The organism is Simiaoa sunii, from assembly GCF_014337175.1.
GTDB classification, from domain to species: domain Bacteria; phylum Bacillota; class Clostridia; order Lachnospirales; family Lachnospiraceae; genus Acetatifactor; species Acetatifactor intestinalis.
In genome coordinates, this window is sequence record NZ_CP060633.1 from 160484 (window position 1) to 179444 (window position 18961).

Consider the following 18961-nt stretch of genomic DNA (forward strand, 5'->3'; position numbering starts at 1 on the left):
GAGTAACACATGAGAATCAATTACAACGTATCGGCAATGTTATCCAACAATGCCTTATCCACAAATGACGATCTGCTGTCCAAATCATTGGAGAGACTTTCTTCCGGACTGAAGATCAATCACGCCAAGGACAACCCTGCCGGATTGGCAATGTCCAAGCGTATGAATGCTCAGATCGAGGGACTGTCCGTGGCCAATCAGAATGCCAGTGACGGCGTATCTATTATAGAGATTGCGGACGGAGCCATGACAGAGATCAGTGAGATGCTGCAGCGTATCAATGAGCTTTCCGTCAAGGCTGCCAACGGCACTATGACAGATGATGACCGCGCAACCATACAGGATGAAGTAGCGCAGCTGAAGGAAGAGATCACCCGTATCTCGGATACCACGGAATTCAACGGTCAGAAGCTGCTGAACGGAGAATTTGATCTCAAGGGATACACCGATAAGCAGGAGATTAAAGTAAATTATTGCTCTCCGGATGTACCGGTAAAAGAATATACCATACAGTCTATGAAATTTAAGAAAGATGCAGAGGGAAATTTTGAAGTAGACGGAGATATTAAATTCGGAGACGGATTTAAAGAAGTAGAACCCTTAAAGACGGATATGAAGGATAATCTTCTGACGATCACCGGCACGAACGGCTTTGAAATGCGTCTGGATGTATCGGAAGCAAAAGAGGGAGATTCCTATGATGGCATGAAGATCGATGCTACCGGTATCGGAGCAATGCGTCTGCAGATCGGAGCCAACGAAGGACAGGTACTGGAGGTTAATATTCCCGCGGTTACTCTGCAGAACATGGGAATTGAAGATATTGATGTGAATACGCAGGAAGGGGCAAAGGATGCTATCTCAAGAGTTGATGGTGCCATCAAATATGTATCCTCCGTCCGCGGCAGACTGGGAGCATTTCAGAACCGTCTGGAGTCTTCCATTAACAGCCTGGATGTTACCAGTGAGAACATGACTGCGGCATATTCCCGTATTATGGATGTGGATATGGCAGAGGAAATGACTTCCTATACCACTTATCAGATCCTGGCACAGGCAGGAACCTCCATGCTGGCCCAGGCAAACGAGAGACCGTCCCAGGTGTTACAGCTGTTGCAGTAATGGATTCCGATGAAGTGAGGATTCAAAATGACAAAAGAATGTAAACAACAATTTACCTTGCGGATCACACAGGCCAATGCCACACAGCTGGTGGTCATTCTCTACGAAATGACATTACAGTATCTTGCAGATGCTGAGCAGGCAGCAGAAGATGCGCAGTTTCTGGAAGCGGTTCGCAGGACCAGGGGATGTATCAATGAACTTTTGAATTCTCTTCACAGAGAATACAGTCCGGCGACAGAGCTTTCCAGGCTGTATCTGTATTGTATCCGCAGACTGGCGGTGTGCGAAGCAAAAGCCGACAGAACGGCGCTGCAGGACATCCGGAAGGTAATAGCACCGCTCTGTGATGCTTACAGACAGATTCAGGATCAGAATTCGTCCGGTCCTGTGATGAATAATTCGCAGACCGTGTATGCGGGACTGACTTACGGAAGAAATCAGTTAACCGAAAACATGGCTGACCAGGGCTCGAATCGGGGAATGCTGGTATAAAGTTTTTTCCTGCCGCACAGGCTGGGAAGCGGCGAGTTCGGTGAGGTGCTGATACCGTTTCTGCAAAGCATTAATTTCATAGATATAACTGTCGATCAGATCACTTTCGATTGCATTATCGAAACCCGCGTAGGCGATATCAAGAGCCTGGCGGGTTTTTCTTATGGATTCTTTTAAATCCAACGGTGCGAGATCTTCTTCGATCATTTCGGAATTTGTATTTACCTGACTAAAAAAGATTTTCATGTAAAAATCCATCCTTTCTGCTAACAGTATAGGAGGCAGAAAGGGAAAATATACCTGCCTAACATAAAACTGGAAGACATTTTTGCGAAAAATGGGAATAGATTATAACAAACAGCGGAAAGATTGGGAGGACAACAATGGAGCATCCGGAGAATCTATTGTGGATTATTGGGGCAGCAGTCCTGCTCTTTGCCATAAGTTTTTTGGAAAAAAAGGCGGAGTGGTTTTTAAACCTTGTATTGCGGAGTGTTTTTGGAGTGATCTTTATGTATTTTCTAAATTGGGGGATAGAGATTCTGGGATTTACGGTAGCAGTGGGAATCAATGCAGCTACGGCTCTGACAGTGGGTATTTTGGGCTTTCCGGGAATCCTGGTATTATACGGCCTGGCGGTTTATCATATGCTTTGACAGATGGAAATGTCGTAAAATCAAGCAGTTGCGGGATTTTAGAAGGTTGTATGAGAAAGGTAATTGTTAAAATGTACCAAAGATTATTTTTTTACGGAAAAACACTTGTCAGACGAAAAAACAACGTCTATAATCCATCTTACAACCAATCGCGATGGTTGTATCAAATATCTTATAAGATCTGAAAGAATTCTTTTATGGGATAGAGTCATCCCACATTACCACTTGTAAATCGAAGGAAAGGAGAGTGAGAATGCAACGAACACAGTAATAAAGGGTGTATTATGTTTTCTATTAAGTATTGCCTGCGGATATGATTACAGAAGCCGCAGAATCCCCAACGGCCTGATCCTGAGCTGCCTGATCGCCGGAGCGACATTCCGCTGGTGGGAACAGGGGATTTATGGAATTATGGAATATTTTTGCAATGTTTTACTGACGACAGTGGCATTCTATCTGTTTTTTTATATTGGTGCCATGGGAGCCGGTGACGTGAAGCTCCTGGGTGTCTGTGCAGGATATTTTTCCGGTGAAAAAGTTCTCTGTTTTCTATTTTTCGCGCTGCTATTCGCAGCAGTTTTTGCACTTTGCAAAATGTACCTGGCACGTAATCTGTGGGACAGATTGTGTTATCTGGGTGAATATGTGTGGGATGTTGTCCGCTGTGGACGCTGGAAAGCGTATTTTGCAGAGGAGAGAGCACATCCGGGAAGCGGAATCTGTATGGCCGGTCCCGTGTTTTGCAGTGTGCTGTTATACATAGGAGGAGTTTATTGATGGAACAGAAGGAAGCGGTTATGGTTCTGTTCGACCGTGAAGAAGAGTATGCGAGACTTCTTTCGGAGTTTTTGAGGAGGCAGAAGGAACTGCCATGGGAGATCCATACATACACAAAGATGGAGGAACTGCTGGAACGGGAGAAAAATGGGAAGGTGACAATGCTGGTAGTGGCGGAATCTTCCTGCATGGATACGCTGAGTACATTGGAGCCGGCATGCCAGGCGATTCTTAATGAAAGCGGGACACTTCGCTTTCACCAGTTTCCGAATATCAATAAGTACCAGGAAGCTGACAAGGTGTGGAAGGAATTGCTGGAATTGTATGTGGAGACGGTGGGAACACAATTGCCGTTTTTGTGTGCAGAGTATAAGACAAAATTTATAGGTATCTATTCCCCGGTACATCGATGTCTGCAAAGTTCTTTTGCACTGACGCTGGGCCAATTGCTGTCAGAAAAACATTCCACTTTGTATCTTAATTTTGAACACTATATTGGGATCTCAGAACTCCTTCCGGAGAGACAGAGCAGAGACCTTGCAGATCTGCTGTATTTTCTGACAGGAGATGCGGGAAAATTTTCTTTACGGATGCAGACGGTCATCCAGCACAAAGGCGGTCTGGATTACATTCCCCCGATGCGCAACGGTCAGAATCTGTTGGAAATCCCGCCGGAAGAGTGGAGAAACCTCTTCCAACGGGTCGAAGAACTCGGAAAATATGAATATGTCATACTGGATCTGAGCGAAAGTATACAGGGATTGTTTGAGGTACTGCAGATATGCACCAAAGTATTTACGCTGACCAAAGAAGATAAAATGTCACGAATGAAACTGGATCAATATGAGCAATTGCTTGCTTTGTGCGAAAAAGACACGGTAAAAGGCAAAACCCGTAAACTTGCTTTACCCTTTTTTCAAAAGCTTCCCACAGAAATGGAGCAATTTACCAGAGGAGAATTGGCGGAGTATGTGAGGAAAGAAATAGCAATGCTGGAAAATTAGAACAGGGAGAGAAAAAATGGATTACTTGGAACAGAGAAGAAAGCTTCGACAAATGGTGCAGGAGAGACTGGATTACGGAAGAGACTACACGGATGAAGAGGTAGAGGATACGATTGATGAAGTTCTCATGGAACAGGAAAATCTGGAATTGTGTTCTGTGGAATTACGGAGACGATTGCGTAAGGAATTGTTTGATTCCCTGAGACGGCTGGATATTCTGCAGATTTTTGTGGATGACAGCTCTGTTACGGAGATTATGATCAATGGACTGGATCATATTTTTGTAGAGAGGGACGGACAGCTGCAGGAACTGGATCGGGCTTTCGATTCCATGGAAAAGCTACAGGATGTGATTCAACAGATCGTGGCCGGATGTAACAGAGTGGTAAATGAGGCATCACCAATTGTTGATGCGCGATTAAGCAATGGAGCCCGTGTGAACATTGTGATGAGTCCCATTGCATTGAATGGCCCCATCATTACCATAAGGCGTTTTCCGGATAAACCGATCACCATGCAAAAACTGATCGCGATGGAAACTATATCTCCGGAAGCTGCGGAATTTTTGAAGACACTGGTAAAGGCGGGATATAACATTTTCGTCAGTGGAGGAACCGGTAGCGGGAAGACGACCTTTTTGAATGTATTATCCGGATTCATTCCGCCGGAACAGCGGATCATCACCATCGAAGACAGCGCGGAACTGCAACTTCAGGGAATTCCCAATCTGGTGCGCCTGGAGACACGGAATGGCAATGCGGAAGGATGCAGAGAGATCGGAATCCGGGAACTTATCCGCTCATCTCTGCGGATGCGGCCCGACAGGATCATTGTAGGCGAAGTGAGAGGCGCGGAAGCTATTGATATGCTGCAATGCATGAATACCGGGCATGACGGCAGTATGTCTACGGGGCATGCAAACAGTGCAGCAGATATGTTGTCGAGACTGGAGAATATGGTACTCATGGGAATGGATCTGCCGCTTCCGGCGATCCGCAACCAGATAGCATCCGGCGTGGATATTATTGTGCACCTGGGGAGAATTCGGGATAAAAGCAGAAAGGTGTTGGAAATTACAGAAGTAGTGGGTTGTGAGAACGGCGAAATCCGTCTGAATCCATTGTACTGCTTTGAAGAACTGGGGGAGAGCAGCGAAGGTAATGTAGTTGGTAAATTACAGAAAAAGGGAGGCTTGCTTCATGAAGGGAAACTTAAAGCGGCCGGACTTTCGTGAATTGATGAATCCTTTGCTGCGCACAACAGCCGGAATTCTCTTTTTTTCCTGGTTCTTCTATCGTTCGGTGTTTGCTGTCATTCTCTTTATTTTCCCGGGAATCCTTTATTTCCGGAAGTGTGTCAGAGAACAGAGGGAGAAAAAACGATGGGAACTGACCGTGCAGTTCAAGGAATGTCTTTTGGCAGTTGCCAATTCGCTCAGAACCGGATACGCCGTGGAAAATGCTTTCTTGGAGAGCAGAGAAGATATTCGTCTGCTTTTTGGCGAACGATCCGTAATGTATGGTGAACTGGAACTGATCCGCAGAGGAATGATCGTAAATATCACATTGGAAGAACTGATAGGAGATCTGGCAGAACGCAGCGGATGTGAGGAGATTCAGCAGTTTTCGACGATACTCGCTGTGGCGAAAAGGGGAGGAGGCAATGTATCGCAGATCATACGAAATACTGCAGAATTGATCAGCGATAAAGTGGAGACGACACAGGAGATGATGACATTGCTGCAGGGAAGACGCCTGGAACAGAGAGTGATGGAAGTGATGCCTTTTGCAATCTCATTCTATATAGGTGTCACATATCCGGGTTATTTTGTATCGTTGTATCATAACATAACCGGATATATCATAATGACAGTATGCCTTGCAATCTATTTGTGCGCCTATATCGTAGGAGAGAAGATCATGGAACGGATTGGTGAAAGTCTCTAAAGGGAGAATACTATGGAACGAAAAAAGGGTGTAGTGGAGATCTGCTATCAGGTAGTGCTCATAATATACAAGAAAATGCACCTGTGGAAAATACCGGTTCCGGGAAGAGACAGGGTAAAGACAGATCTGAGCCGTTTATATCCCGGAGAAAATCAGGAGGAGCGCATTACAGAGTATTATGTAAGGAAGTTAACAATGTCCCTCATGATATTTTTCGTGGGAATTCTTCTGATATTGTTTGTTGTACTTGGAAAAAGTGAAGGAAATTCTATAAAAAACGGTTGGATGAAGAGGGCAGATTCCGGAAGCGGAAGCAAGGACTATGTTATTATCGGAAAAGTAGAGGATGGAAGTCAATATTCCTTTGCGCTTACAGTACAACCCAGAAAATACCGTCAGGAGGAATTGCAAAAATTGTTTGATGCTTTCCGGGAGGAGCTGCCGGGCCTGATCTGCGGAGGCAATGAATCATTGGACTGTGTCAGGGAAGATCTGCAATTGCAGGAGGAATATGATGATTACCCTTTTACGGTTACATGGAAGAGCGACTGCATGGATGTTATCAGTCCGGAGGGGAAAGTATATCCTCAGGAGCAGGACAGCACGGTGCGCTTGAAAGCGGAACTTGCTTACGACGAATACCAATGGGAGACAGAAACGTCGGTTACCGTAAAAAATCAGAATGATGCAATCGACAAAAGTGAAAAAGCTGTTCTGGAAAAAATGCTGGAAAATGCACAGGCGTCAGATCCGGAGCAGGAAGCTTTTATGCTGCCTGAGTCAATTGACGGTAAAAAGATATCGTGGCGACAGAGAAATCTGACGGAGCTTCAATTATTGTTGGGAACGCTAGTGACGATTGCGGCAGTCTTCTTCTTTAAAGATCGGGATATTCATGAGCTTGTAGAGAAAAAGAAGCAGGAAGAAAAAAGGAAGTACCCGGAAATACTGCAAAAAATAACATTATATCTGGAAGCTGGACTGACGGTACGGGCTGCAGTGAATAAGATAGCGGAAGATTATGAACAGAAACGGAAAAAAGGAGCAAAGGAACAGGCAGCATACGAAGAATTATTGATTGCAGTCCGTGAGATCCGTATGGGTGTGTCGGAGGGCGCGGCATATGAAAAATTTGGAAAAAGGACAGGAGTTCGGGAATATATCCGATTAAGTACTTTCCTTACGCAAAATGTAAAAAAGGGAAGCACCATGCTTTTACAGCAATTGCACGAAGAGGCAAAAGAGGCAGAAGAAATGAGAATGCGTAATGCCAGAAAATTATGTGAGGAGGCATCTACAAAATTACTGTTACCAATGATAATGCTACTCTTGGTGGTTATGATTTTAATTATGTTTCCCGCGTTTTCCAATGTGGGAGTTTAGAAAAGGAGAAAAATATGAACCATTTAAAAACGTTTCGACAATTTATAAAAGAAGAGGATGGAATGGGAACTGTAGAGGTGATTCTGATCATCGTGGTACTGGTGGGTCTTGTAGTGATCTTTAAAGAAAAGATTACGGAGATCGTTAATTCTATTTTCAGTAAAATTACCAACCAGACGAAAAAAATATAAGAGCATGACCTTATGAAAGAAAACGGATACATGACAATATATCTTGCGCTTACACTTGGTGTGATGATTTCACTGTGCCTTGCGTTGATAGAAGGTTGCCGGTACCGGGGAATCTGCCTGGAAACAGAATGTGTTATGGACATAGGAATGGATAGTATTCTGGCGGAATATCACAGGGAGTTATTCGACCAGTATAATTTTTTCGCAGTAGATTGTTCCTATGGAACCGAGCATGGGACGACAAAATTGACAGAAGAACACCTCCTGGAATATATGAATCACAATTTTTCGCTGGAAGATATTTTCCTAGATAAATTTCTGTATCGTGATTTTTTTGCGCTGGAAGCAGAAAAAGCAGAAATGACAAAGGCTGCTTTTGTGACCGATGGGGATGGAGAAGTCTTTCGCAGAATGGCGGTGGACGCAATAGAAGATGATGTCGGCATCGGACTTTTGCAACAGATAAAAGAATGGGTGAAGACCATAAAATCCCGTGGACTGTTGGAACGCAGTGTAGAAGAAGAAAAACAGACCGTGGATGCGCAGATCCGGGAATACGACGGAAGAGAAACGGCTGACGGAAAAGTAATTCATATCGAAAATCCCACAGAGGCATTGGAGGAAAAAAAGAAAAGCGGAATACTTTCACTGGTGCTTCCCGAAGAAGAGATTTCAGATCGCAGAATAGAAACAGAACAATTCATAGAAGCGAGAGAGGAACGAGATCAGATCAATCGGGGAAATGTTGCGCTGCAATCACAGACGGAATGGGAAAAAGAGAAGGAAAGAATACTATTTCATGAGTATCTGCTGAAATATATGGGAAGGTATAGCACTGAGAAAAAAAGCAGTCCACTGTGGTATCAGGTGGAATATATCATCGCAGGAGAAGAAAGTGACCGGGAAAATCTTCGTTATGTGATAAACAGGATATTTGCGATCAGGGAAGCCGCAAATGCCGCTTATTTGTTCGGAAGTGAAGAAAAATATGCGATTGCGGAAGCTTTGGGTGAAGTGCTGGCAGCAGTTATGATGGTTCCGGAAATAGGAGAATTGTTTACAATCTCATTGATACTTGGGTGGGCATTTGCGGAGAGCGTGTATGATGTCAGAACAATGCTTGCCGGAGACAAAATACCTTTACTGAAAAGTGACAGCACCTGGCACTGCGGATTACAGATGATATTACAAGGAAACCTGGCGGATGAGGGACGTTCCGGGGATGCGGATGCTGTGATGGATCTGGGTTATAAGGACTATCTGAGAATATTTTTGCTGCTTTGTGATGAAAGAACCGTCACCTACAGAGCAATGAATATTGTGGAGCAGGATATCAGAATTACCCCCGGAAATCAGAACTTTTGTCTGGATGCATGTATTGCGGAACTTCAAATGAATGTAAAGGTGAAGAGCCGATATGGATATAGTGTTGAGATAGAACGCCAAAAATCTTATATAACGTCCTTCGAAGCGGCGACGGGTATGCCGGAGTAAAAAGGAGGTGGGCGGTGATGTCCTCTTTATGGGAACAATGCAAAGCAACTATGAAACAAAAACACATGAGACCTTCTCCGAAAATAAGAAATATTCTTAACCCATGTAAAAAAATTCTCCCCGCAAAATTATCATTAGTCATTGAATACATAAAGAGGATATCACTGCCCATACTCCAAAGGACCTGCGTCAGGGGAAGTATGACGGTAGAAGCGGCGCTGGTGCTGCCTCTGTTTTGCTTTTTTGTGATTTCTATGGGTAATGCCATAGAAATCATAAGGCTGCACGGAAATCTGGAAGTGGCATTGTGGAATGCCGGGCGGCAGATCGGCGTCTACGGTGCATTGCCGGAGGGAGAGCAGGGTTCTGCAGATCACAGACTGGAGGCAGTTGCTGTATCTTATACTTATGTCAAGGAACAGATCGAAGAACAGCTGGGAGAGGAATATCTGGAAATGTCACCTTTGGACGGAGGAAGTGATGGATTACAGTTCTTGGAGAGCAATATTGAAGGTGACATTTATACAATCAATATGACTTATAGGATTGCGGGAATATCTCAACTGTCAGGATTCAAAAAATTTCGAATGGCCAATCGTTATTACGGCCATATGTGGAATGGGTATGAAATTCCGGAGCCGGAAGACGAAGAGTATATATATGTTACGGAAAACGGCAGAGTATATCATACGAACAGAGAATGTACGCACATTCGGCTGTCCGTCCGTGTGGTGGAAGCGACAGAGGCTCTGCGGGAGTACAGACCATGTGAGAAATGCACAGACAAAATACCGCATCCGACAGGAGGACTGCTATTTTACGTTTCGGAAAACGGAGAATGTTATCACAGCCGGCGGGATTGTCCCGGATTAAAACGGACAGTACAAAAAATTCCCAAAGAGGAAGCTTTCAAATATGAAGTGTGTAGCAGATGCAGGGGAAGCAATTCGAAAGATAGGTAAAACAAAATGGTATTTTGGGTGGAAAAAATCATATGGAGTGTTTATCTCGGAAAAATAAGCCTGTGTGATATTCGGAAAAGAACAATTCCGGTATGGCTGTTGTTTTTAGGAAGCTTACTTGTCATAACAGATATCTGCATAATGGGCTGGAAAACAGGGATTATTGTAGAAATGGTACCGGGGATAATATTGCTTCTCCTGACAAAGATGACGGAAGCAATCGGCATGGCGGACGGCATTGTATTGATCCAGTTGGGAAGTATATGCAGAGATGGACAGGCATTGCTGATATTTTGTCTGAGCCTTATTTATATATTTCTGTATTCTATGATTCTTTATATGCTTAGACGGGATCGAAAAAGGCGTATTCCGTACATTCCTTTTTTATTTTTGGCTTATTTAACCACCTGGATGATATAAAACCGGAGGAAATGTAATTATGAAAAAAGAGTCTGATGCGTATTTTACAGTAGAAGCTGCAATTCTTTACCCGATAATTCTGTCAGTTATTTTATTAATGACCTATTTGTTACTTTTTCAATATGACAGATGCCTGTTGGAACAGGATATAGGAAAAGCGACCGTTCTCAGCGGAAGTAAGTGGACACTTACAAAAGAGCAGCTGAATGACTATATGCAGAAGAAAGCATTGCATTTTAACGAGGAGAAATATATTGCGTGGGAGAATGAGGACCCATTGTGGAATCTGGAAAAAAACGATGTCATTCTTGAAAAAACAGGACGACTCAGATATCCTTTTGCCGGTATGGGAACGCAAGAAAAATATTGGAGTGCCAAAGCTTCTTTTCAAGTGGATAGGATTTCGCCGGTATTTTGGCTGAGAAGAAGCAGAAATGTACAGAACAAAAGGGATAATACGGAACAAAATAATTAAGAAGGGAAAGTTTAGCTATGATAAATACAGAATATATTCGAAGCCTGAATGCAAACTATGAAAGAATGGCTCTGGGAGAAAAGCCAGAGGAAAAAAGATATCAATATTGTATGATCAGCCGGGGAGGAATCAAGGGATTGCTCCCATGCAGCCTGCGATATATTGATGGAAATGCCTATCTGTATTATGACATTACATCTAGACAGAATATAGCACAGCTTTTTGATAAAAAGGTGATAAACAGACAGTGGCTGACTGATTTTTTGTGGAGCATGAGAAGAGTCCGACAGGAAATGTCCCGCTTTTTATTGGAGGAGAGTAATATCGTATGGTTTCCGAATCATATCTATCAGGATTTGGAAAAGAATGATTTCTATTTCATATACATTCCTTATTGCAGGCAGGAGACCGGTTTTCATGAATTACTGGAATACCTGATAGAACATATTGATTACCAGGATGAAGAAATGGTGGAATATTTGTATAAGGCATATGAACAGTATGAGACGGCCGGAGAAGTGTATCTGCAGCAGAAAATTTATGAAGATGCGGAATGCCTGCGGATCTCCGGAATCGATCCGACAGAACATACAAAAGAGGAAATGATACAACAGAAGACGGAGGATATTTTGCCGGCAGAAGAAAAAATAGAGAATAAACGGGAAGAAAATCGAACGACAGGTGAGAAAAAGAGTTTATTTGCATTATGGGAAAACCGCAAAAAGAAAGAGAAACAAGAAAGGGAAAATTATAGCAGAAATCTGCAACTGACCATGAACGGATATGCGGTAGCAGAGGAAACGGCATATGAAGAGGAAGATATGGGTCGGACTGTATATATGGGAGAACAGTCGGCAATGCGTGAAATAAAACATCGATTGCTGACGGAAGAAGGATCACTGATCGCAACATTGGACCAGGAAGCTTATACAATAGGCAAGAAAAGGGGAGAGGCGGATCTGGTACTGGAGGATCTGTCGATCAGCAGACTTCATGCCAGAATTGTAAAAGAAGAAGACGGATATTATCTGGAAGATATGAATTCTACAAATGGAACTTTCAAAAACGGACTGCGCATGCAGCCTTATGAGAAAAGAAAATTGGAAGAGGGTGATGAGATAACCTTTGGAAAAAGGACATTGATATACCGTTGATATAAGTATGACATCCTTTTGGTTGACGCAATGCCGGAAACAGTGGTACATTTTAGATATTGATATTAAGGATGATCATTTCCGGAGGAACAGGATAGATGCAAAAAAGACAGAACCTTCCTATTATGAGCGGAACACTTGTTGCAATCAATGTTATCGTGTATCTGATATGTACTTTTACGGGGGATCTGTTATATAATATAGGCGAACTGGATGCAGTGGCCGTGCTTCGGTATGGGGAGTATGGAAGAATTTTATCATCCACTTTTTTACATGCGGGCATAGAGCACCTTTTTAATAATATGGTAATCCTGTTTTTTCTGGGAGCAATGATAGAAAAAGTAACAGGGCATTTACAGTTTTTGATTCTGTATTTATTATCCGGGATCGGCGCCAATATTTGTTCTCTGATTTATAAGGTGATAGCAATGGAAAGAATTGCTTCGGTAGGGGCGAGCGGTGCGATTTTCGGCTTGGACGGAGTGTTGTTGGCATGGATTTTACTGGATCGGAGATCTATGCCGGATGTTACACCCAGACGAGTAATACTGATGATCGCGTTATCTCTTTATAATGGATTCACTGCGCAGAACGTGGACAATGCAGCGCATGTGGGCGGGCTTTTGACCGGTTTCCTGGCAGGGGCATTGCTCTGTATGATAAGAAAGCAAAAAAGAAATCGAGAGGTGTAGACTTGAATATCAATATCTATTACGGAGGACGGGGGATTATTGATGATCCTACCATTTATGTCATCAACAAAATGCAGGAAGTCCTGGAGGAACTGCGTGTACACGTGGAGCGGTATAACCTCTATGACGGTAAGACCAACATTACAACATTGCCGCAGACGCTAAAAGAAGCAGACGGTATTATCCTGGCAACTACGGTGGAATGGTACGGTATTGGCGGCTATATGCAGCAATTTCTGGATGCCTGCTGGCTATATGGTGATAAGGAAGCCATTGCCGGTATTTATATGTGTCCGGTAGTAATGTCTACTACATATGGAGAGAGGGAAGGTAAACTGAACCTGGCTACGGCATGGGAGATTCTGGGTGGACTGCCCTGCAGTGGAATCTGCGGATATATAGAGAATACTGTGTCTTTGGAAATGAATGAGCAGTATGGCCATATTATTGAGAAAAAAGCGGAGAACATGTATCGCACCATCAATCAGAAACTGGCCAGTTTTCCGGCCAGTAATAAGGTGATGAGACAGAAAATTACAATTCCGAAATCCATTAATCTTACGCCGCAGGAGACGGAGCAGCTGTCGGAGTATGTGTCGGATGACAGTTATGTGCAGAGGCAGAAAGAGGATATTCAGGAGCTTACCAGCATGTTCCGTGGAATGCTGGATAATAACGGAGCAGATGGTGAAGAAGAATATCTCAGTGAATTTAAGAAGGCATTTGTTCCACAACCGGGTTTTGAAGCAATTTATACTATTATAATAGAAGAAAAGAAAGCACCTATGTGGATTGCAGTGAATGGGACCTCTGTGGAATGCGGCTACGGAGAAACCGAAAAACACGATGTTGAGATGTCTATGAACCGAGCTGCAATGGAAGATATTATAAATGGAAGAATGACTTTTCAGAGAGCATTTATGTCCGGCGTTATGCAGCGCATGAAAGGGGATTTCCGTATTTTGAGAACCTTGGATCAGGCATTTCCGTTTGAGGAAAAGGATAGATAAACAGATAGGAGCGAGAAAGATGAAAAAAGAGGATTGTATTTTCTGTAAAATTGCGAATGGAGATATTCCTTCCAAAACATTGTACGAAGACGAAGATTTCAGAGTAATTCTGGACCTTGGACCGGCAACAAAGGGTCATGCTCTTATTTTACCCAAGGAGCATGCGGATAACTTATATGAATTGCCGGATGAGACAGCATCGAAAGTATTTGTCCTTGCGAAGAAGCTTGCGATGAAAATGAAGGAAAAATTGAACTGCGACGGCTTGAATATTGTTCAGAACAATGGAGAAGCAGCTGGACAGACAGTACAGCATTTTCATATGCATCTGATTCCCCGCTATGTGAATGACGGACAGAAGATTTTATGGACACCGGGAGAGAGCACACCGGAAGAACTGGAAGAGGTTCGTAGAACAATTACAGAATAACATGGTGAGAGTATGAGAACAGTAGATGTGAGCGTTTTGACGCAAAATATCAGTGAAATGTGTATCGAGGCCAATCATTATCTGTCGGAAGATATGAAGACTGCTTTTACCGAGGCACAAAATCGGGAACAGGCTCCTTTAGGCAGACAGATTCTGAGTCAGCTACAGGAAAATATGGAAATTGCAGAGAAAGATATGATTCCTATCTGCCAGGACACCGGTATGGCCGTGGTGTTTTTGAAAGTAGGTCAGGACGTTCATTTTGTAGGCGGAAATGTGGAAGATGCTGTGAACGAGGGAGTTCGCCGCGGATACGTGGATGGATATCTGCGTAAATCGGTGGTAAGAGATCCGATTTATCGTGAAAATACCAGGGATAATACACCGGCAATCATTCATTACAGTATTATTCCCGGAGACCGCATTACTGTCACTGTTGCACCGAAAGGTTTTGGAAGTGAAAATATGAGCCGGGTGTTTATGCTGAAGCCGGCGGATGGAATAGAAGGTGTGAAAAACGCAATCCTTACTGCCGTAAAGGATGCCGGACCGAATGCTTGTCCGCCGATGGTGGTGGGAGTGGGTATCGGCGGCACTTTTGAAAAATGTGCTTTGCTGGCGAAGGAGGCTCTGACCAGACCGATTGATAAACATTCTGAGATCCCTTATGTAAAAGAACTGGAGGAAGAGATGCTGGAGAAGATCAACAGAACCGGCATAGGTCCCGGTGGATTGGGAGGGACAACAACAGCACTTGCGGTAAATATTAACACATATGCAACCCATATTGCCGGATTACCGGTTGCGGTAAATATATGTTGCCATGTGAACAGACACGCAGTCAGAGAAATCTGATATCCCGGATGACAAAGCAATGGAGAAAACAGTATGGACAGATACGTAAATGTACCACTTAGTGAGAAAGATGCCCACTCATTAAAGGCGGGGGATTATGTATATTTAACAGGCACAATATATACGGCAAGAGATGCAGCGCACAAGAGAATGCAGGAGACTCTGGACAGAGGAGAAGAACTTCCGCTGAAAATGGAAAATAATGTGATCTATTATATGGGACCGTCTCCTGCCAGAGAGGGCAGACAAATAGGATCTGCAGGACCGACCACAGCCAGCAGAATGGATAAGTATGCACCGAGACTTCTTGATCTTGGACTGAAAGGAATGATCGGAAAGGGAAAAAGGTCAAAGGAAGTAGCGGATGCGATCGTTCGCAACGGAGCTGTTTATTTTGCTGCAGTAGGAGGCGCAGGCGCATTATTGTCAAAGTCAATTACCTCGTCGGAAGTGATTGCTTATGGTGATCTGGGCACAGAAGCTATTCGTAGATTGACGGTCAACAATTTCCCGGTAATCGTAGTCATTGATGCACAGGGTAATAATCTATATGAGACGGCGACGAAGGAGTATTGCCGGGAGTGAGGCAACTGGAGATAACATATGTACAGAATTATATTAATGGTAGTAAGACTTTTTTATAAAGTACCGTATTATCTGATGCGTATCTGGTGGTTGGGAACCCGGAAGAACTTCAATCTGGAAGAAAACTATGCATTTATTAAAAAAGTAACTAAGGCAGCCAATCGGGCCGGAAGAGTAAAAATAGAAAGCTATGGGCTGGAAAATATTCCCAAAGAAAATGGTTTTATTTTTTTCCCGAATCATCAGGGAATGTTTGATGCGCTTGTTTTTCTGGAATCCTGTCCGGTTCCTTTTTCTGTGGTATATAAAAAGGAAGTCAGTAACGTAATACTGTTAAAGCAGGTATTTAAGGCTTTGCATGCAATTGCAATAGACAGAGAAGACATTAAACAGTCTCTTCAGGTAATCAATCAGATGACCGAAGAAGTAAAGAAGGGAAGAAACTTTCTGATTTTCCCGGAAGGAACCAGAAGTCGCATGGGGAATCAGCTGCTTCCGTTTAAGGGAGGAACATTCAAAAGTGCGGTCAGGGCTAAATGCCCCATTGTTCCTTGTGCTTTGATTGATTCATACAAACCTTTTGATGAAAAGTCCATAGCCCCGGTAACTGTAAAATTGATTTATCTGAAACCAATCTGCTATGAAGAATATAAACAATTAAAGACTCCGGAAATTGCAGATCTTGTAAAATCCAGGATTGAAGAAGCTATTAAAGAATATTTATAAACAATATCTACAATTAATAAAAAAAGCAATTGACAAACACATAGACCTTATGTATAATAATTTTTGCGTCACGAAATGACGCCAATAACATATTGGTAGAGACGATTTTCAGATTATGGAGAAATACTCAAGAGGCTGAAGAGGCGCCCCTGCTAAGGGTGTAGGTCGGGCAACCGGCGCGAGGGTTCAAATCCCTCTTTCTCCGTTTACTACCAATAGGAAGTAAAAGAAGAATCTTAAGAGATTGAGATTTCTTTTTTTACGCCTTTTATGTCATTGTAAATGCTTTGAAAAATAAATGTAAAAAGTTGTTGACAAAGCAGGAAACAATATGGTAGTATGAAAATCCACCGCAGAAACGAAGGTTTTTCGGTTGGAAAAAAGATTTGAAAAAATCAAAAAAGTTGTTGACAAACGAAAGCGGTCATGATAAGATATCAGAGTTGCCGCTGAGAACAACAGCAACGAAGAATCACTGATCTTTGACAAATAAACAGTAATGCAACCCTGAAAATTCCAAGATTTTCAGAAAAATGAATTGCGAGATTCAAGAACAAGCAGATCGATGAAAAAGATCGAGAAGCTACCCGAATTAACAGTAAACAATGCCAGATAAAACTGGCAGGACACAAACACCATTTTAACATGAGAGTTTGATCCTGGCTCAGGATGAACGCTGGCGGCGTGCCTAACACATGCAAGTCGAACGGACTTACATTGAAGCCTAGCGATATGTAAGTTAGTGGCGGACGGGTGAGTAACGCGTGGGTAACCTGCCTTGTACTGGGGGACAACAGTTGGAAACGACTGCTAATACCGCATAAGCGCACAGCTTCGCATGAAGCAGTGTGAAAAACTCCGGTGGTACAAGATGGACCCGCGTCTGATTAGCTGGTTGGTGAGGTAACGGCCCACCAAGGCGACGATCAGTAGCCGGCCTGAGAGGGTGAACGGCCACATTGGGACTGAGACACGGCCCAAACTCCTACGGGAGGCAGCAGTGGGGAATATTGCACAATGGGGGAAACCCTGATGCAGCAACGCCGCGTGAGTGAAGAAGTATTTCGGTATGTAAAGCTCTATCAGCAGGAAAGAAAATGACGGTACCTGACTAAGAAGCCCCGGCTAACTACGTGCCAGCAGCCGCGGTAATACGTAGGGGGCAAGCGTTATCCGGATTTACTGGGTGTAAAGGGAGCGTAGACGGTTTTGCAAGTCTGAAGTGAAAGCCCGGGGCTTAACCCCGGGACTGCTTTGGAAACTGTAGGACTAGAGTGCAGGAGAGGTAAGTGGAATTCCTAGTGTAGCGGTGAAATGCGTAGATATTAGGAGGAACACCAGTGGCGAAGGCGGCTTACTGGACTGTAACTGACGTTGAGGCTCGAAAGCGTGGGGAGCAAACAGGATTAGATACCCTGGTAGTCCACGCCGTAAACGATGATTACTAGGTGTTGGTGGGTATGACCCATCGGTGCCGCAGCAAACGCAATAAGTAATCCACCTGGGGAGTACGTTCGCAAGAATGAAACTCAAAGGAATTGACGGGGACCCGCACAAGCGGTGGAGCATGTGGTTTAATTCGAAGCAACGCGAAGAACCTTACCTGGTCTTGACATCCCTATGAATAACGGGCAATGCCGTTAGTACTTCGGTACATAGGAGACAGGTGGTGCATGGTTGTCGTCAGCTCGTGTCGTGAGATGTTGGGTTAAGTCCCGCAACGAGCGCAACCCTTATCTTTAGTAGCCAGCAGTAAGATGGGCACTCTAGAGAGACTGCCGGGGATAACCCGGAGGAAGGTGGGGATGACGTCAAATCATCATGCCCCTTATGACCAGGGCTACACACGTGCTACAATGGCGTAAACAAAGAGAAGCGAAGTCGTGAGGCAGAGCGAATCTCAAAAATAACGTCTCAGTTCGGATTGTAGTCTGCAACTCGACTACATGAAGCTGGAATCGCTAGTAATCGCAGATCAGAATGCTGCGGTGAATACGTTCCCGGGTCTTGTACACACCGCCCGTCACACCATGGGAGTCGGAAATGCCCGAAGTCGGTGACCTAACCGAAAGGAAGGAGCCGCCGAAGGCAGGTCTGATAACTGGGGTGAAGTCGTAACAAGGTAGCCGTATCGGAAGGTGCGGCTGGATCACCTCCTTTCTAAGGAAACGGAAGAAGTAGGGGTTGCATTACTGTTGATTTGCCAAGGGCAAGTCAAAACACTTCTGGTGGCGATGCGCTTGGGGGACACACCCGTTCTCATCCCGAACACGATGGTTAAGACCCAAGCGGCCGATGGTACTATACTGGAGACGGTATGGGAGAGCAGGTGGCTGCCAGATTCCCATGGGGGTATAGCTCAGTTGGGAGAGCACCTGCCTTGCAAGCAGGGGGTCAAGGGTTCGAATCCCTTTATCTCCACTCAACAAGCAAATGCTTGTTGGTTTGTTCCTTGAAAACCGAATATTGAAACAAAAATCAACTTGAATGCAAAGCATTCAAGGTTATATCTAAGTTTGCAAAACGATATAACAAGACATCCGAGGGATCTTGCAGAGATGTAAGATCAAACAAGCAAAACGAA

At 43.9% G+C, this 18961-nt stretch carries 20 protein-coding genes, 2 tRNA genes and 2 rRNA genes; 23 read left to right on the forward strand and 1 reads right to left on the reverse strand.

The window, feature by feature from the left end; translation table 11 throughout:
- The first annotated feature begins 9 nt into the window (after positions 1-9).
- On the forward strand, positions 10-1122 hold the full coding sequence (locus tag H9Q77_RS00715; RefSeq protein WP_118545853.1) for a flagellin N-terminal helical domain-containing protein: 1113 nt from the start codon (positions 10-12) through the stop codon (positions 1120-1122).
- A gap of 27 nt (positions 1123-1149) precedes the next feature.
- Positions 1150-1617, forward strand: a complete 468-nt coding sequence (locus H9Q77_RS00720; RefSeq protein WP_118545851.1) for a flagellar export chaperone FliS — start codon at positions 1150-1152, stop codon at positions 1615-1617.
- On the opposite strand, the gene H9Q77_RS00725 is transcribed toward H9Q77_RS00720, so the two are convergent.
- Complete coding sequence (locus H9Q77_RS00725; protein WP_022154954.1) at positions 1567-1863, reverse strand: DUF2508 family protein; 297 nt, start codon at positions 1861-1863, stop codon at positions 1567-1569. The two genes, H9Q77_RS00720 and H9Q77_RS00725, sit on opposite strands and share 51 nt — an antisense overlap.
- A gap of 137 nt (positions 1864-2000) precedes the next feature.
- Between H9Q77_RS00725 and H9Q77_RS00730 the strand changes: the two genes are divergently transcribed.
- The 21 genes from H9Q77_RS00730 (at position 2001) to H9Q77_RS00830 (ending at position 18798) form a co-directional block, all read left to right on the forward strand.
- On the forward strand, positions 2001-2273 hold the full coding sequence (locus H9Q77_RS00730) for a pro-sigmaK processing inhibitor BofA family protein (RefSeq protein WP_118545849.1): 273 nt from the start codon (positions 2001-2003) through the stop codon (positions 2271-2273).
- Positions 2274-2606: 333 nt separating this feature from the next.
- Positions 2607-3050, forward strand: coding sequence for a prepilin peptidase (locus tag H9Q77_RS00735; RefSeq protein ID WP_249327178.1), 444 nt, complete (start codon positions 2607-2609; stop codon positions 3048-3050).
- Complete coding sequence (locus H9Q77_RS00740) at positions 3050-4054, forward strand: P-loop NTPase family protein (protein WP_118545845.1); 1005 nt, start codon at positions 3050-3052, stop codon at positions 4052-4054. The genes H9Q77_RS00735 and H9Q77_RS00740 overlap by 1 nt, the downstream gene beginning before the upstream one ends.
- A 25-nt stretch (positions 4055-4079) precedes the next feature.
- Positions 4080-5288: a CpaF family protein gene (locus H9Q77_RS00745; protein WP_408641178.1), complete on the forward strand. Its 1209-nt coding sequence runs from the start codon at positions 4080-4082 to the stop codon at positions 5286-5288.
- On the forward strand, positions 5254-6000 hold the full coding sequence (locus H9Q77_RS00750) for a type II secretion system F family protein (RefSeq protein ID WP_118545841.1): 747 nt from the start codon (positions 5254-5256) through the stop codon (positions 5998-6000). The genes H9Q77_RS00745 and H9Q77_RS00750 overlap by 35 nt, the downstream gene beginning before the upstream one ends.
- A gap of 12 nt (positions 6001-6012) precedes the next feature.
- Positions 6013-7383 carry an immunoglobulin-like domain-containing protein gene (locus tag H9Q77_RS00755; protein WP_249326326.1) on the forward strand — a complete coding sequence of 457 codons (1371 nt, stop codon included), beginning with the start codon at positions 6013-6015 and terminating at the stop codon, positions 7381-7383.
- Between the two features lie 14 nt (positions 7384-7397).
- On the forward strand, positions 7398-7574 hold the full coding sequence (locus H9Q77_RS00760; protein WP_118545835.1) for a Flp1 family type IVb pilin: 177 nt from the start codon (positions 7398-7400) through the stop codon (positions 7572-7574).
- 12 nt (positions 7575-7586) lie between these two features.
- Positions 7587-9068 carry a DUF5702 domain-containing protein gene (locus H9Q77_RS00765; RefSeq protein WP_118545833.1) on the forward strand — a complete coding sequence of 494 codons (1482 nt, stop codon included), beginning with the start codon at positions 7587-7589 and terminating at the stop codon, positions 9066-9068.
- A gap of 200 nt (positions 9069-9268) precedes the next feature.
- Positions 9269-10030 (forward strand): hypothetical protein, encoded by a 762-nt coding sequence (locus tag H9Q77_RS00770; protein ID WP_118545831.1) that lies wholly within the window; start codon positions 9269-9271, stop codon positions 10028-10030.
- A gap of 439 nt (positions 10031-10469) precedes the next feature.
- A complete protein-coding gene (locus H9Q77_RS00775) occupies positions 10470-10925 on the forward strand; it encodes a hypothetical protein (RefSeq protein WP_118545827.1) in 456 nt (151 codons plus the stop codon).
- 17 nt (positions 10926-10942) lie between these two features.
- Entirely contained in the window at positions 10943-12079 is a 1137-nt protein-coding gene (locus H9Q77_RS00780) for a DUF6382 domain-containing protein (RefSeq protein WP_118545825.1), read from the forward strand.
- Positions 12080-12177: 98 nt separating this feature from the next.
- The gene (locus tag H9Q77_RS00785; protein WP_118545823.1) at positions 12178-12771 is read left to right on the forward strand and encodes a rhomboid family intramembrane serine protease; all 594 of its coding nucleotides are present in this window, start codon (positions 12178-12180) and stop codon (positions 12769-12771) included.
- A 2-nt stretch (positions 12772-12773) separates the two neighbouring features.
- A complete protein-coding gene (locus tag H9Q77_RS00790; protein ID WP_022154968.1) occupies positions 12774-13781 on the forward strand; it encodes an SCP2 sterol-binding domain-containing protein in 1008 nt (335 codons plus the stop codon).
- Between the two features lie 19 nt (positions 13782-13800).
- Complete coding sequence (locus tag H9Q77_RS00795) at positions 13801-14211, forward strand: HIT family protein (RefSeq protein ID WP_022154969.1); 411 nt, start codon at positions 13801-13803, stop codon at positions 14209-14211.
- Positions 14212-14223: 12 nt separating this feature from the next.
- On the forward strand, positions 14224-15066 hold the full coding sequence (locus H9Q77_RS00800; RefSeq protein WP_022154970.1) for a fumarate hydratase: 843 nt from the start codon (positions 14224-14226) through the stop codon (positions 15064-15066).
- A 33-nt stretch (positions 15067-15099) separates the two neighbouring features.
- Positions 15100-15651, forward strand: coding sequence for a Fe-S-containing hydro-lyase (locus H9Q77_RS00805; protein ID WP_249326327.1), 552 nt, complete (start codon positions 15100-15102; stop codon positions 15649-15651).
- An 18-nt stretch (positions 15652-15669) separates the two neighbouring features.
- Positions 15670-16377, forward strand: a complete 708-nt coding sequence (locus tag H9Q77_RS00810; RefSeq protein WP_022154972.1) for a lysophospholipid acyltransferase family protein — start codon at positions 15670-15672, stop codon at positions 16375-16377.
- 117 nt (positions 16378-16494) lie between these two features.
- Positions 16495-16582, forward strand: a tRNA-Ser gene (locus tag H9Q77_RS00815).
- Between the two features lie 436 nt (positions 16583-17018).
- Positions 17019-18537, forward strand: a 16S ribosomal RNA gene (locus H9Q77_RS00820).
- A gap of 64 nt (positions 18538-18601) precedes the next feature.
- Positions 18602-18719: ribosomal RNA gene (gene rrf / locus H9Q77_RS00825) — 5S ribosomal RNA — on the forward strand.
- Between the two features lie 6 nt (positions 18720-18725).
- Positions 18726-18798: transfer RNA gene (locus tag H9Q77_RS00830), tRNA-Ala, on the forward strand.
- Positions 18799-18961: the final 163 nt, after the last annotated feature.

Excerpts from the sequence above, each read along its gene's own strand:
- H9Q77_RS00780 (WP_118545825.1), top strand. The coding sequence starts at position 10,943 with ATGATAAATACAGAATATATTCGAAGCCTGAATGCAAACTATGAAAGA.
- H9Q77_RS00725 (WP_022154954.1), bottom strand. The coding sequence starts at position 1,863 with ATGAAAATCTTTTTTAGTCAGGTAAATACAAATTCCGAAATGATCGAA.
- H9Q77_RS00770 (WP_118545831.1), top strand. The coding sequence starts at position 9,269 with ATGACGGTAGAAGCGGCGCTGGTGCTGCCTCTGTTTTGCTTTTTTGTG.
- H9Q77_RS00775 (WP_118545827.1), top strand. The coding sequence starts at position 10,470 with ATGAAAAAAGAGTCTGATGCGTATTTTACAGTAGAAGCTGCAATTCTT.
- H9Q77_RS00755 (WP_249326326.1), top strand. The coding sequence starts at position 6,013 with ATGGAACGAAAAAAGGGTGTAGTGGAGATCTGCTATCAGGTAGTGCTC.
- H9Q77_RS00785 (WP_118545823.1), top strand. The coding sequence starts at position 12,178 with ATGCAAAAAAGACAGAACCTTCCTATTATGAGCGGAACACTTGTTGCA.
- H9Q77_RS00715 (WP_118545853.1), top strand. The coding sequence starts at position 10 with ATGAGAATCAATTACAACGTATCGGCAATGTTATCCAACAATGCCTTA.
- H9Q77_RS00730 (WP_118545849.1), top strand. The coding sequence starts at position 2,001 with ATGGAGCATCCGGAGAATCTATTGTGGATTATTGGGGCAGCAGTCCTG.
- H9Q77_RS00810 (WP_022154972.1), top strand. The coding sequence starts at position 15,670 with ATGTACAGAATTATATTAATGGTAGTAAGACTTTTTTATAAAGTACCG.
- H9Q77_RS00740 (WP_118545845.1), top strand. The coding sequence starts at position 3,050 with ATGGAACAGAAGGAAGCGGTTATGGTTCTGTTCGACCGTGAAGAAGAG.
- H9Q77_RS00750 (WP_118545841.1), top strand. The coding sequence starts at position 5,254 with ATGAAGGGAAACTTAAAGCGGCCGGACTTTCGTGAATTGATGAATCCT.
- H9Q77_RS00805 (WP_249326327.1), top strand. The coding sequence starts at position 15,100 with ATGGACAGATACGTAAATGTACCACTTAGTGAGAAAGATGCCCACTCA.
- H9Q77_RS00800 (WP_022154970.1), top strand. The coding sequence starts at position 14,224 with ATGAGAACAGTAGATGTGAGCGTTTTGACGCAAAATATCAGTGAAATG.
- H9Q77_RS00720 (WP_118545851.1), top strand. The coding sequence starts at position 1,150 with ATGACAAAAGAATGTAAACAACAATTTACCTTGCGGATCACACAGGCC.
- H9Q77_RS00760 (WP_118545835.1), top strand. The coding sequence starts at position 7,398 with ATGAACCATTTAAAAACGTTTCGACAATTTATAAAAGAAGAGGATGGA.
- H9Q77_RS00795 (WP_022154969.1), top strand. The coding sequence starts at position 13,801 with ATGAAAAAAGAGGATTGTATTTTCTGTAAAATTGCGAATGGAGATATT.
- H9Q77_RS00765 (WP_118545833.1), top strand. The coding sequence starts at position 7,587 with ATGAAAGAAAACGGATACATGACAATATATCTTGCGCTTACACTTGGT.